Below are 13235 nucleotides of genomic sequence, written 5' to 3'. Positions count from 1 at the left end.
TGGTGGTCTTTCAGATGCTTGAGGGGGAGAAGGCATGGCGCGCATTTCAATCGACGAGGCGCTGGATCGCGCGGGGACCGGACCGTTTCAGCGGCGGCTTCTCGGCATTTTTGGTCTCGTCTGGACGGCGGATGCGATGCAGGTGCTGGCAGTCGGCTTCACCGCCGCCTCGATCGCCGCGAGTTTCGGGCTGACGGTGCCGCAGGCGCTGCAGACGGGGACGCTGTTCTTCCTTGGCATGCTCATCGGCGCGTACGCCTTCGGCCGGCTGGCCGACAAGGTCGGGCGGCGCAATGTGCTGTTGCTTACCGTTGCCTGCGACGCGGTGTTCGGGGCGTTGTCGGTTTTCGCGCCGAGTTTCACCATCCTGCTTGTCCTGCGCTTTCTCACCGGTGTGGCCGTCGGCGGCACGCTGCCGGTCGATTATGCGATGATGGCGGAGTTCCTGCCGTCTAAAAGCCGCGGCCGCTGGCTGGTGGCGCTGGAGGGTTTCTGGGCGATCGGGACGCTGATCGTGGCGCTTGCGGCGTGGGCTGCCAGTGTCGCGGGCGTTCAGGATGCCTGGCGCTACATTTTCGCGGTGACGGCGGTGCCCGCCATCCTCGGGCTGGGGCTGCGCCTCTTCGTGCCGGAATCGCCGCTCTATCTCTTGCGCGGCGGTCGCGGGGAGGAGGCGAAGAAGACCATCAACCGGGTTCTTGTGGCGAATGGCAAGCCGGCACTTGGTGCCGACGACGAGCTGGTCTCGCCGTCGCATGCTGCCTCCGAAGGCGTGTTTTCGGGCGCGCTTCGCCGTCGCACCGTCATGATCCTGGCGATCTGGTTCCTTGTGTCGGTCTCCTATTACGGCGTCTTCACCTGGATGCCGGCGAAGCTTGCGGGCGATGGCTTCGGCTTCGTCCGGGGTTACGGCTTCCTGGTTTTCGTGGCGCTGGCGCAGATCCCCGGCTATGCGCTCGCCGCCTATGGCGTCGAGGCCTGGGGCCGCAAGCCGACGCTGATCGGCTTCTGCCTTCTGTCGGCGGCGGGCTGCCTGCTGTTCGTCGTCTCCAGCGTCGATATCATGGTCGGTGCGTCGCTGCTGATCATGAGCTTCGCGCTGCTCGGCACGTGGGGCGCGCTCTACGCCTATACGCCGGAACTCTACCCGACCGCGGTGCGGGCGACCGGCATGGGCACGGCGGGTGCCGTCGCGCGACTTGGCGGTCTTCTCGCGCCGTCGCTGATGGCGCTTGTCGTCTCCGAAGGGCTCGGCGTTGCGATCGGCCTCTTCGCCGGCTTCCTCGTCGTCTCGGCGCTGGCGGCGGTGGCGATCGATTCGGAGACGCGGCAAGTGGCGCTGAACTAGTCCCGGAGCGGCTGGTCAGGCTTTCTTGGCGCTGAAGAAATTGACCAGGCTATCGGGCGCTTCAGGGCCGAGGCACATCTTCAGGATCTCCGCTGACTCTGACGCTTCCGCTGCGCTGCGGACAAAAAGGTCGGCCTCGTAGGCCATCAGTGCCGCCTCGATATCGTTCGGATTGGCCGCGATCGCCTTGGCAAGTTCGGCGGCATCGAACATGGCGAGATTGGCGCCTTCGCCGGATGGCGACATCAGGTGCGCGGCGTCGCCGAGCAGGGTCACGCCCGGTACCCGCTGCCATTTGTGGTCGCTTGGCAGCGCATGGATCGGGCGCAGCGCGGGGCCGGTCTCTCCATCGGTAATGAGGGCGGTCAGCTCGGGCGCCCAGCCGTCGAACTCCTCGGCGATCCGCGCCAAGGCAGTTTCCCGGTCGGAAAAGTCGATCCGGGCGAACCAGTCCAGCGGCTTGTTCAATTGCACGTAGGTGTGCAACACGCCACTCGGCTCGCGATGGGCAGTGATGCCTTTGCCCGGTGCCAGCGCATACATGGCGCCGCCGCCGACGGCCTTGGCACTCGCGCTGTGCTTCGTGTCGCTGTCGAGCAGGTATGTCTCGATGAACGCGGTGCCGGCGTAGGTCGGCTTCGCGTCGGAGAGAAGCGGACGAACCCTCGACCAGGCGCCGTCGGCTCCGACGAGGAGATCGGTCACGACCGTCGATCCGTCGGCAAAGGCCAAAGCGTGCCGGCCGCCGCCGAGCGGCGCCGCTTCGATGAGCTTGCTTCCCCAGCGGATGGTATCGGCGGGAACGGCGTTCAGGAGGATGCGGCGCAGGTCGCCGCGGTGCACTTCGGGGCGACCGCCGGTGCCGTCGTCGGGATCGTCCCGGAGAACGATGCCGTTCTTGTCGAGGACCCGCGACGCTTGCCCACCGGGGTGGATGATCTCGAGGAACTGCTCGTAGAGACCAGCTTCCTTCAGTGCGGCCTGGCCGTTGTACTCGTGGATATCGAGCATGCCGCCTTGCGCGCGGGCCTCTGCCGATGCCTCGGCCTCATAAACGGTCGCAGCGATCCCGTGAACGTGGAGAACGCGGGCAAGCATCAGTCCGCCGAGGCCGGCCCCGATGATTGAAATTGAAGTGTTCATTCTTCTTCCTCGACTATGGAATGTCATTCCATAGTTGGAATATCGTTCCATTCATGTCAAGGTGAGACATGATAAAAACGGCTCATGGCAAGCAGCGGCGGGAAGATTCGCTTTCACGGGAGCGCATCGTCGAAGCGGCGATTGCGATCCTGGACAGCAGCGGAGAGGGCGCACTGACATTCAAGGCCTTGTCACAGCGGCTCGAAACCGGCGCAGGGGCCATCTACTGGCATATCGACAGCAAGGACGATCTGCTCATTGCCGCCTGCGACGCCATCGTTGCCCGGACGCTGGGTGGGCTGCCGGAAAACGCGGTCCCGGACGCGGCGATCCGCGCGCTCGCGCTCCACATGTTCGATGCGATCGACGCGCATCCGTGGGTCGGAGCGACGCTCGCGCGGGCTGCGGGGCAATTGCCGACGGTGCGGATTCTCGAGCGCGTCGGCCAGCAGGTTCGCGCGCTCGGCGTGCCTGATGACGTGCAGTGGGCAGCGGTATCGGCGTTGTTGAGCTACATTCTCGGCGTCAGCGGTCAGAACGCCGCCAACGCGCAGCTGGCTCGGGAGCGCAACCTCGACCGGGCTGATTTCCTTGGAGAAATGTCGTCCGTGTGGTCGAAGTTGGACCCTGCGGGGTACCCGTTCACGAACAGCATGGCGGCGCGACTGCCTGCTCACGATGACCGGGCGGATTTTCTTGCTGGCATCGACTTCATCCTCAACGGCATCGCCCGCCGCTAGTCTGGAGTCCGCATTGCGCGATGAGGTTCAGGACTGGCCGAGCGCCTTGCGCAGAAACGTCCGCGTACGGCCCTTCGGGAATTCCGGCAATTCGCCGAAGATTTCGTATCCCTGTTTCAGATAGGCCTTGAGCGCCGTTGGGCTGAAGGTGTCGATCCAGGCGCCGTGGCAGCCGCGATTGGCGGCTTCCTGTTCGGCCATCGAGAGCAGGCGGCCGGCGAGGCCGGTGCCGCGTTGTTTCTCGGGGATGAAGAGCAGCTGCGTGAAGAGCCAGCCCCAGGCGGTGTAGCCGGAGAGGCCGCCGATTACTTTTCCATCCTCGTTGCGGATGAGCACCGCCAGTGTCCGGCGATCGGCCGGGCCGACGTCGGCGTGGTTGAAGGCTGTGAGGGTCTCTCCGATGACCGCGAGGTCATCGGGGGAGGGCGTGGCGGTCAGTTCGAGTTGCGGCATTGCTCTAGCGGCCCTCGCGCCACCACATGGCGCCGAAGGCGAGCAGCAGGATGCCGACGCCGGCGAAGCCCGCGAAGAGCGGCAGCGTGTTGATGCCCTTCAGCACGGTCTCGTTGGTCAGGCGGATCTGCATGCGGTCGTTGTCGGCGACGCGGATCTGGCCGCGTACGGGCAGGATCGGCGGGATCTCGACATTGCCGTCGGTATCCGAGACGCGGGCGACGAGGCCTCTCGTTTTGTCCGATATCGGCTTCAGTACGTCAGGCGTCGAGATCATCGCCTTGAACTCCGGCGCATCGACGGCGCCGACATGCACGAGCGTGCTCATTTCACCGTTGCGGATTTCGAACAGGCCGATTTCGTCCATGCGCTTCTCGGCCTTGAAGAGGCCGGGCTCGGACTGGACGAGCGGCAGCGTCTCGGTCTTGCCGGAGGGGTAACGCACGGCGGCGTTGCCGGGATTGTCGCCGATGGTCTGGCGGGTGATCTCGAGCGTGCGGCCGGAGGCGCGGGCGGTCAGCGCTTCTTCTTCCAGCGCCGGTTCCTTCATCAGCCAGTGGGCGACGCGGCGATAGAGCGAGACGTGTGGGCCGCCGCCTTCGAAGCCACGGGCCCAGAGCCAGCCCTGATCGGACAGGAGCATGGCGACGCGGCCTTGGCCGGCGCGGTTCAGCACTAGGAGCGGATTGTTGTCGGCGCCGACCATGACGGTCTCGCCCTGTGGCGGCTCGACGCCGACCGAGCGGAACCAGCGGCCCCAATGCGGCGGTTCGTCGGTGGAGCCATCAAGGCCACGGGTCACGGGGTGCTTCTTGCCCTCGTCGGAGAGGCGCGGATAGAAGGCCTTTTCGACCATCTGGCCGGTCGGAGCGGCGGGGAGAACCGAGGAGAGCGGCGTCAGCGCGATCGAATCCGGGCCGGCATGCTCGGGACCGGCTGCGATCAGCAGCGCGCCGCCGTTTTCGACATATTGGGCGATGTAATCGTAGTAGAGGATCGGCAGCACGCCGCGATGCTGGTAGCGGTCGAAGATGATCAGGTCGAAATCCTTGATCTTGTCGACGAAGAGTTCTCGCGTGGGGAAGGCGATAAGCGACAGCTCGTTGATCGGCGTGCCGTCCTGCTTTTCCGGCGGGCGCAGGATGGTGAAGTGGACGAGATCGACGGAGGCGTCGGATTTCAGCAGGTTGCGCCAGGCGCGCTCGCCGGCATGCGGCTCACCGGAGACGAGCAGCACGCGCAGGTTCTCACGGATGCCGTCGATGACGTGAACGGCGCGGTTGTTGGCCTGCGTCACTTCTCCTGGCAGGGCGGCGACCGAGAATTCCAGCACGTTGCTGCCGCCGCGCTCGACCTTGAAGGAGAAGGGTGTGTCGCGGCCAGGTGTCGCCTGCAGCGTGGCGATCTCGTTGCCGTTGAGCTTGACCGTCACGTCGGCGGTGCCGCCGGGGCTCGGGCCGTCGTCGAAGACGCGCAGCACCAGCTGCTGCTCCTCGTTGACGATGCCGAAGCGCGGCGCCTTGATGACCTCGATGCGGCGGTCGAACTCGTTGGCCTTGCCGGTGATCAGGCCGTGGATCGGAGCGTCGAAGCCGAGCGCCTGGTTGACGCCGGGCACGTCGTGGATCTGGCCGTCGGTGAGCATGATGGCGCCGCCGATGCGGGCGGGCGGCACGTCGGCGACGGCGGCAGACAGCGCGTTGAAGAGGCGCGTCGAGGGGGCGTCGGAATCTTCCGGCTCCGTGGCGTCGACATAGCGTGGCTCGACATTCGGGAAGCGGGCGAGGCGGTCCTTCAGCGTGGCAAGCGCGTCGTCGGTCATCTTGATGCGCTCGGGCGTCTGCTGGCTCTGGCTGCGGTCGACGATAACGGGGACGACCGTCGAGAGCTGCTCGCGGTCTTCCTGCATCAGCAGCGGATTGGCGAGCGCTGCGAGCAGCGCCAGCGCCGCGACGGTGCGGATCCAGGCGCCGCGTACGCCCCTGACGATGGCGAGTGCTGCGATGGCGACGACGATGACGGTCAGGCCGGCAAGCAGCGGCCAGGGGATGAAGGGCGCGAAATCAACCGTCATGTCACTGCCCCAGCCGTTCGAGAAGGGCGGGGATGTGGACCTGGTCGGTCTTGTAGTTGCCTGTGAGCATATACATCATGATGTTGACGCCGCTGCGGTAGGCGTATTCGCGCTGCGCCTCGTCAGGGGGCACGGTCGGCAGCAGCGGGACGCCATTGTCGTCCACGGCCCATGCGCCGGCAAAGTCATTGCCCGTGATCAGGATCGGCGAGACGCCGTCGGCGGTTGCCGCTGACTTGGCGTTGTTGGAGCGGTTGTCCTGGCGCGCCTCGATCCAGAGCGGGCTGCCGGCATAGCGGCCGGGGAAGCTCGACAGAAGATAGAAGGACTTGGTGAGCACGTGGTCGGAAGGGACCGGCTCCAGCGGCGGGATGTCGAGATTGGCCAGAATCTGCTGCAGGCGCTCGCCATTGGCGCTGCTGCCGCCGCTGTTGTCGAGCGCGCTGAACTGGTCGCGCGTGTCGAAGAGCACGGTGCCGCCGGCGCGCATATAGGCGTCGATGCGGTTGATCGAGGCGGCAGACGGCATGGGCGCGGTGGCCGAGATCGGCCAGTAGATGATCGGATAGAAGGAGAGCTCGTCCTTGGTCAGGTCGAGGCCGACGGGGGCGGCCGGCTCCAGCGTGGTGCGGAAGGTCAGATATTCCGTGAGGCCCTCGAGGCCGCGCTCGGAGATGCGATCGACCTCGGCCTCGCCGGTGACGACATAGGCGAGGTGGGTGTTGTCGAGCCGCTGGAAGATCTGCTCGTCGCCGGGCTTGCTGTCGTCGGCGCGTGACTGGCTGGGCTGCACCAGGAAAGCGGCGCTGACGGCGACCGCGATCATCGCTGCCGTGCGGGCGGCCGGGCGCAGGCGCGAGAAGGCGCCGCTCATGAACATCACGATCAGGCTGTCGGCAAGCAACAGCAAGAAGGCGATGAGGAAGAGCGAGGGCTTGGCCGACCACGTCTCGCCGCCGATCAGGCCTTCGCGCACCAGCGTCACACCCGAGGCATCGAGAGGTTTCAGTTCGGCGTTTGCGGGCAGAACATTCAAGGCTGTGAACCCTTCCTCGGAGCCATAGAGGCCCGGCGGATTTTCGAAGCTGGCCACAGGGGCGGCCTTGGCGTTGGGGATCAGCGGACGCGCGGCGCCGGTCTCGGTGGTGAGCGCGCCCTTGGCGGTCAGGAGCCGGAAGGGCGGCAGCGCTTCGGCGGTTGTGGCGCCGCCGGATTGCGAGGTGACGCCACCGGAGCGCGACAGTTGCACGAGACGGCGCAGCATCTCGACGAAATTCCCTGATATCGGCAGGTCGGACCATGTGGCCTCGGCGCTGACGTGGAAGAGCACGATGCGGCCTGACGTCATCGGCTTCATCGTTACCAGCGGCGTGCCGTCGGCAAGGCTAGCCCAGGTGCGCTCGGCGAGATCAGGCGTCGGCTCGGCCAGTACCTGGCGCTTGACGGTAACGTCGGTCGGGCGCGCCATGCCGGCGAAGGGGCCGAAATTGGGGAATTCGGCGAGCTGCTGCGGTTCGGCCCAGGAGAGCGCGCCGCCAAGCGCGCGTTCGCCCTGGCGAAGCGTCACCGGCACCAGCGGATCGTCGGCTGGGGCGGCGGCGAGGCGCGGGCCGGCGAAGCGGATGAGCGTGCCGCCATTGTTGATCCAGCGCTGCAGCGGATCATAGGTCTCCTGCGGCAGGCGGCCGATATCGGCCATGACGATGACGGAGGGGTTCTGGGCCAGCAGGTCGGGAATGGAGGTCGCGAGATCGGGCGCATTCGGCTCGATCAGGTCGGCATAGGGCTGCAGGGCGCGCTGGATGTAATAGAGCGGCGACAGCAGCGGCTGGAAGCTGTCGCTGGCCTCGCCGGACAGAAGCACGACGCGGCGGCGCTTGAAGCCGTCGTCGAGAAGATGGACGGCGCCCGCCGTTGCGTGGTTGTCGATGCTGAGCCGCGCGAAGTCGTTGCGCATCTCGAAGGGGGCGGTGATCGAGCCCGAAGCGATGGACTGGCCGGGCTGGAAGGAGACGGAGCCCGACGCGATGGCGCGGCCCTGCGCGTCCTGGGCGGTCAGCGGCAGGGTGGCGGCCGAGGCGCCGTCGAGGCGGGTCGCGGTGACGGTCATGGCGTCGGCGGCGTTGTTCGCGCCTGTTATTGCAACCGTCTGCGCGGCGTCGCCGGCGATCAGGCGCAGTTGGCCGGGCTGCAGGTCGGAAAGTTGGCGCACCGTGGCGTCGTTGTCGTTGGCTGCTGCGCCGTCGGTCAGGAAGGCCAGCGTGCCGGGATGCACGCCGTTCAGCGCCGCGCGCAACGCCTCGAAGGCGCGCTGGCGGTCGGGAACGAGCGGCTGCGGCTCGGCGGCGCGCAGTTTTTCGCGGGCGACGGCTGCGGTGCCGGCGACGGCATCGTTGCTCGGATCGGCGGTGAAGGTGATGGAGACGGGCAGGCCGGCGCTATCGGCGTCGTCGATCAGCGCCTCGGCGGTCTGTACGCGGCGTTCCCAGTCGGGCGCGGTCGCCCAGCCATTATCGACGAAGAGCACGAGCGGGCCGCCCGCGGCGATCGAGCTGGTGCGCGGGTTGAAGACCGGGTCGGCGATGGCGAGGATGACGGCTGCGGCGAGCAGCATGCGCAGCAGCGTCAGCCACCAAGGGCTCTGCGCCGGCGTTTCCTCGCGCTTCAAAACGGTGGCGAGGATGCGCAGCGGCGGGAAGACCTCCGTCTTCGGGCGCGGCGGGGTCAGGCGCAGCAGCCACCAGATGACGGGAAGCGCCACGAGGGCGCCGAGAATTGCCGGATAGGCAAAGGCGAAGGGAAGCGCGTTCACAGCTGGCCTCCATGCGTTGCCTTGCCGGGCAAGCTCGTCTTGCCGGGCATTCCGGAGAGATGCATGTGGACGGCGACCAGCGCCTCGGAGGCGAGGTGATCGGTGCGGTGGCTGACAAAGGTCCAGCCGAGGTGGCGCAGGCTCTGGCCAAGGCCATCGCGGCGGCCGAGATAGGCGCGCGTATAGGCGTCGCGGATGTTTTCGGCGCGGCCGGAGGTGAGCTTCGAGCCGGTCTCGGGATCGGTGAACTCGGTACGGCCGGTATAGGGAAACAGCTCCTCAGCGGGATCGGCCACCTCGATGACATGGCCACGCAGGCCTCGACGGGCGAGCGGGCCAATGCGGGCCATCACGGCCTCGGCATCGTCGAGAAAATCGCCGATCAACACGAGGTCGCTGGAGCCGCGGATCATGGCGGTATCGGGCAGGCCGCCGGTGAGCGGCGCGTGCATCAGCGCGACGGCGAGGCGTTCGGCGGCGTTGCGGGCGGAGATCGGTTCCATCACGCCGGGGCAGCCGACGCGTTCACCGGAGCGGGCGAGGATTTCGGCGAGCGCCAGCATGATGACGAGCGCACGGCTTTCCTTGGAGACGCTGCCGAAGGTCGACTTGTACATCATCGACGGCGACATGTCGGCCCAGAGCCAGATGGTGTGGGCGGCTTCCCATTCGCGGTCGCGGATATAGGTGTGGTCGTCGCGGGCAGAGCGGCGCCAGTCGATGCGCGCCAGGCTCTCGCCTTCGCTATAAGGCCGGAACTGCCAGAAATTCTCGCCGATCCCACGCTTGCGGCGGCCATGCCAGCCGGCGATCACGGTGTTGGCGATCCGCTTGGCCTCGACGAGGCAATCCGGCAGCAGGCTGGCGCGCTGCCTTGCTCGTGCAAGGGCATCGCTGCCTGGGGTCGGAGTGACGGTCTGTCCGATCGATGCCACGCGTGAGGCTTCCTTCCTGAGCTTCTTAGCCCTTGGCCTGCTTCACCAGCCCGGCGATCACGTCGCGCACCGACATGCCCTCGGCACGGGCGGCGAAGGTCAGCGCCATGCGGTGCTGCAGCACGGGTTCGGCCAGCGCGTGGACATCGTCGAGCGACGGGGCGAGGCGGCCTTCGTACAGCGCGCGTGCGCGGGCGCAAAGCATCATTGCCTGGCCGGCGCGCGGGCCGGGGCCCCAGGCGACGTTCTTGTCGGTGGCGGCGTTGCCCTGGCCTGGGCGAGCGGAGCGCACGAGCGCCAGGATGCCATCGACCACCTTGTCGCTGACGGGCATCTGGCGGATCAGCGTCTGGATCTCGATCAGGCGCTCGGCGCTGAGCACGGCCTGCGGCTTGGTTTCGGCAAGACCCGTGGTGTCGAGCAGGATCTGCCGTTCGGCGGCGAGTTCCGGGTAGTTGACGTCCACCTGCAGCAGGAAGCGGTCGAGCTGTGCCTCGGGAAGCGGATAGGTGCCTTCCTGCTCCAGCGGGTTCTGGGTGGCGAGAACATGGAAGGGCGTCGGCAGGTCGTAGCGCTGGCCGGCGACGGTGATGTGGTACTCCTGCATCGCCTGCAGCAGCGCCGACTGGGTGCGCGGCGAGGCGCGGTTGATTTCGTCGGCCATCAGCAGCTGGGCGAAGACGGGGCCCTTGACGAAGCGGAAGGAGCGGCGGCCGGTCTCGTCCTGGTCCATCACTTCGGAGCCGAGGATATCGGAAGGCATCAGGTCGGGCGTGAACTGGATGCGGTTGGCGCCGAGGCCGAGCACTTCGCCGAGCGTGGTGACCAGCTTGGTCTTGGCGAGGCCGGGGACGCCGACGAGCAGGGCGTGGCCTCCCGAGAGAACGGCAAGCAGCGTGTTTTCGACGACGCTTTCCTGGCCGAAGATCACCTTGGCGACCTCGCTCCTCACTGTGGCGATATCGGCAAGCGCTTTTTCTGCTGCGGCGACGATCGCCTTTTCATCGAGGGGGGCTTCGGTCTTCATCATACCCATCAGGCATCTCTCCAGCGGCTGATCTCATTCGTCGCGAATCGTCGGACTTTTACACGTGTGCCTCATACCCGATAGAGTTATGAAGATGTTGCGGGCTGACAAGTTCGTTTCGAATGACTATCTCGTGACATTCCTGCGTTAAGTGCAAACAGAGACGGAACAATGGCAACCGAAGAGATCAACGCAGCGACCGATGCCGCGGATCTGGCCGCGCTGATTTCGCGCGCCGCGGGCGATGGTGGCGATGCGAAACGCGGTCTTCCGCCCGTCGAGAAATGGAATCCGCCGTTCTGTGGCGATATCGACATGGAGATCCGCGCCGACGGGACATGGTTCTACATGGGGACGCCGATCGGCCGGGCGCCGCTGGTGCGGCTGTTTTCTACGGTTCTGCGCAAGGATGAGGATGGCAAGACATACCTCGTAACTCCTGTGGAAAAAGTCGGTATCCGGATCATCGATGCTCCGTTCCTCGCTGTCGAGATGAACGCCTCCGTCAGGGACGGGCAGGCGGTGCTGACCTTTCGCACCAATGTCGGCGATGTCATCGAGGCTGGCAAGGCGCATCCGATCCGGTTCGTCATTCACGGTGATAACAATGAGTTGAAGCCGTATCTGCACGTGCGCGGTCGCCTGGAAGCGCTGGTGTCGCGGGCTGTGATGTACCAGCTCGTGGAGCTGGGCGAGACTGTTGATGTCGATGGCGTCGCAATGTTCTGCCTGCGCTCGGGCGGCGAGACCTTTCCCGTCATGCCGGCGGCCGAGCTGGATGCGCTGTCGCGATGATCGAGGTCCAGACCAGAGACGGCGCGCTTTATTCCGCAGCCGAATTCAGACGCCGGGCAATGCACCAGATGGGCGGGCCGGTCGACCTGTCGTGGCGCGAGCATGGCGACCATATCCTGAACCCCGAAATCATCGCCAAGGTGGAGAGCTTCAAGCTCCGCGATGCCGCCGTGCTGGTGCCTGTCATCGATGACGGCGACGAGGCGCGGGTGATCTTTACGCTGCGCACCTCGACGCTGCGAGAGCATTCCGGCCAGATCGCCTTTCCCGGCGGCAAGATCGATGGCGCGGACGAGACGCCGGAGCAGGCCGCCGTGCGCGAGGCCGACGAGGAGATCGGGCTGAAGGGTTCGTTCGTCGAGACGGTGGCGCGGCTGCCTGTTTATCTGGCCTCGACGGGGTTTCGCATCACGCCCGTGCTGGCGGTGGTGCAGCCGGGCTTTGCTCTCAAGCTCAATCCCGACGAGGTCGACGATGTCTTCGAGGTGCCGCTCTCTTTCCTGATGGCGCCCGGCAACCACATTCGCGACAAGCGAATGATCGACGGGCTCGACCGACATTTCTATCGCATGCCCTATGAAACCAGAATGATCTGGGGCATCACCGCGGGCATTGTCCGCACGCTTTACGAAAGGCTTTACGCATGACCAACCTTGCTCACGAAGCATGGTTCAACGACCCGGCGCTGAAGCGCGTTTTCTCGCTGCTGAACGCCGATGGCGGCGAGGGGCGCGTGGTGGGTGGCGCCGTGCGCAACAGCCTGATGGGGCTCGCGGTCAGCGATATCGACGTGGCGACGACGCTGACGCCCGATGTGGTGATCGAGCGCGCCAAGCAGGCCGGGATTAAGGCTGTGCCGACGGGTGTCGAGCATGGCACGGTCACGCTCGTCATCGACCGCAAGCCGTTCGAGGTGACGACGCTGCGCGCCGATGTGGAGACTGACGGGCGGCGGGCGACGGTGGCGTTCAGCACGGACTGGCAGACGGATGCCGAGCGGCGCGACCTCACGATCAACGCGCTTTACGTGGGCGAGGACGGCGAGGTGGTCGATCTCGTCGGCGGGCTTGCCGATATCGAGAAGCGCAACATCCGCTTCATCGGCGATGCCGCGACCAGGATCAAGGAAGACTATCTGCGCATCCTGCGCTTCTTCCGCTTCTTTGCCTATTACGGCTCTGGGCGGCCGGATGCGGATGGGTTGCGGGCGGCCGCGGCGGCCCGCTCCAAGCTTTCGACGCTGTCTTCCGAGCGGGTGTGGTCGGAGATGCGCAAGCTGTTGTCGGCGGAAGATCCGGGGCGCGCGCTGTTGTGGATGCGTACGGTGGGCGCGTTGACGGAAATTCTGCCGGAGACCGAAAAGTGGGGCATCGACGCGATCCCGGCGCTGATTGCGACCGAGAAGGCGCTCGGCTGGACGCCGGATCCGTTGCTGAGGTTGGCTTCTATCGTGCCGCCCGACGCCAAGCGGCTGGAGGCGATGGCCGCGCGGCTGAAGCTTGCCAATGCGGAAGCGGCGGTCTTCAAGGCGTGGGCGAACGCGGCGCCCATCAACGACGAGATGTCGACGGCCGCCTTCGACCGGCTGCTTTATCGCAATGGCGCCGAAGGCATCACCACGCGGCTGAAGCTGGCGCTCGCGCTGGCGCGCGGGAAGGCTGAGGGCGACATGGCGGAGATGGCTCGATCGGCACGGCTGAACAAGCTGCTCGATCAAGCCGCAGCCTGGATCAAGCCGAGCTTTCCTGTCAATGGCGGGGATGTTATGGCGGCAGGCGTTCCGTCGGGCCGGCAGGTCGGGGAGACGCTGGCCGCGTTGGAACATCAGTGGGTGGAGGAGAACTTCGCCTCCGACCGGGCGACGTTGCTCGCCCGGCTTTCAGATCGCGTGAAATAAGGCGATCGCAT

11 protein-coding genes are annotated in these 13235 nt (G+C 66.2%); 5 read left to right on the top strand and 6 right to left on the bottom strand.

Annotated features, from left to right (window positions below):
* The first annotated feature begins 34 nt into the window (after positions 1-34).
* Positions 35-1348: an MFS transporter gene (locus QTL96_RS05840; protein ID WP_289727024.1), complete on the top strand. Its 1314-nt coding sequence runs from the start codon at positions 35-37 to the stop codon at positions 1346-1348.
* A 15-nt stretch (positions 1349-1363) separates the two neighbouring features.
* Here the strand turns inward: QTL96_RS05840 and QTL96_RS05835 are convergent, their stop codons facing one another.
* On the bottom strand, positions 1364-2491 hold the full coding sequence (locus QTL96_RS05835; protein WP_289727023.1) for an NAD(P)/FAD-dependent oxidoreductase: 1128 nt from the start codon (positions 2489-2491) through the stop codon (positions 1364-1366).
* 68 nt (positions 2492-2559) lie between these two features.
* Between QTL96_RS05835 and QTL96_RS05830 the strand changes: the two genes are divergently transcribed.
* Complete coding sequence (locus tag QTL96_RS05830; RefSeq protein ID WP_289727022.1) at positions 2560-3231, top strand: TetR/AcrR family transcriptional regulator; 672 nt, start codon at positions 2560-2562, stop codon at positions 3229-3231.
* A 27-nt stretch (positions 3232-3258) separates the two neighbouring features.
* On the opposite strand, the gene QTL96_RS05825 is transcribed toward QTL96_RS05830, so the two are convergent.
* Genes QTL96_RS05825 through QTL96_RS05805 form a run of 5 tightly spaced genes read right to left on the bottom strand, consistent with a single transcriptional unit; the run spans position 3259 to position 10541 of the window.
* Positions 3259-3684, bottom strand: a complete 426-nt coding sequence (locus QTL96_RS05825) for a GNAT family N-acetyltransferase (protein WP_289727021.1) — start codon at positions 3682-3684, stop codon at positions 3259-3261.
* Between the two features lie 4 nt (positions 3685-3688).
* Complete coding sequence (locus QTL96_RS05820) at positions 3689-5758, bottom strand: hypothetical protein (protein ID WP_289727020.1); 2070 nt, start codon at positions 5756-5758, stop codon at positions 3689-3691.
* Position 5759: 1 nt separating this feature from the next.
* Complete coding sequence (locus tag QTL96_RS05815) at positions 5760-8570, bottom strand: DUF4159 domain-containing protein (RefSeq protein WP_289727019.1); 2811 nt, start codon at positions 8568-8570, stop codon at positions 5760-5762.
* Positions 8567-9505 carry a DUF58 domain-containing protein gene (locus QTL96_RS05810; protein ID WP_289727018.1) on the bottom strand — a complete coding sequence of 313 codons (939 nt, stop codon included), beginning with the start codon at positions 9503-9505 and terminating at the stop codon, positions 8567-8569. Before QTL96_RS05810 ends, QTL96_RS05815 begins: the two co-directional genes overlap by 4 nt.
* A gap of 25 nt (positions 9506-9530) precedes the next feature.
* Positions 9531-10541 (bottom strand): MoxR family ATPase, encoded by a 1011-nt coding sequence (locus QTL96_RS05805; protein ID WP_113010278.1) that lies wholly within the window; start codon positions 10539-10541, stop codon positions 9531-9533.
* A gap of 162 nt (positions 10542-10703) precedes the next feature.
* Here QTL96_RS05805 and QTL96_RS05800 point away from each other — a divergent pair, with 162 nt between their 5' ends.
* Genes QTL96_RS05800 through QTL96_RS05790 form a run of 3 tightly spaced genes read left to right on the top strand, consistent with a single transcriptional unit; the run spans position 10704 to position 13224 of the window.
* Positions 10704-11327, top strand: a complete 624-nt coding sequence (locus QTL96_RS05800; RefSeq protein ID WP_289727017.1) for a DUF1285 domain-containing protein — start codon at positions 10704-10706, stop codon at positions 11325-11327.
* Positions 11324-11974: a CoA pyrophosphatase gene (locus QTL96_RS05795; protein ID WP_289727016.1), complete on the top strand. Its 651-nt coding sequence runs from the start codon at positions 11324-11326 to the stop codon at positions 11972-11974. The genes QTL96_RS05800 and QTL96_RS05795 overlap by 4 nt, the downstream gene beginning before the upstream one ends.
* Positions 11971-13224 carry a CCA tRNA nucleotidyltransferase gene (locus QTL96_RS05790; RefSeq protein ID WP_289727015.1) on the top strand — a complete coding sequence of 418 codons (1254 nt, stop codon included), beginning with the start codon at positions 11971-11973 and terminating at the stop codon, positions 13222-13224. Before QTL96_RS05795 ends, QTL96_RS05790 begins: the two co-directional genes overlap by 4 nt.
* The last annotated feature ends 11 nt before the right edge of the window (positions 13225-13235 follow it).

It is taken from the genome of Rhizobium sp. S163, from assembly GCF_030380805.1.
Lineage (GTDB): Bacteria > Pseudomonadota > Alphaproteobacteria > Rhizobiales > Rhizobiaceae > Rhizobium.
The sequence above is the reverse complement of the archived record's forward strand: the minus strand, read 5'-3'. Positions and strand labels throughout refer to the sequence as shown.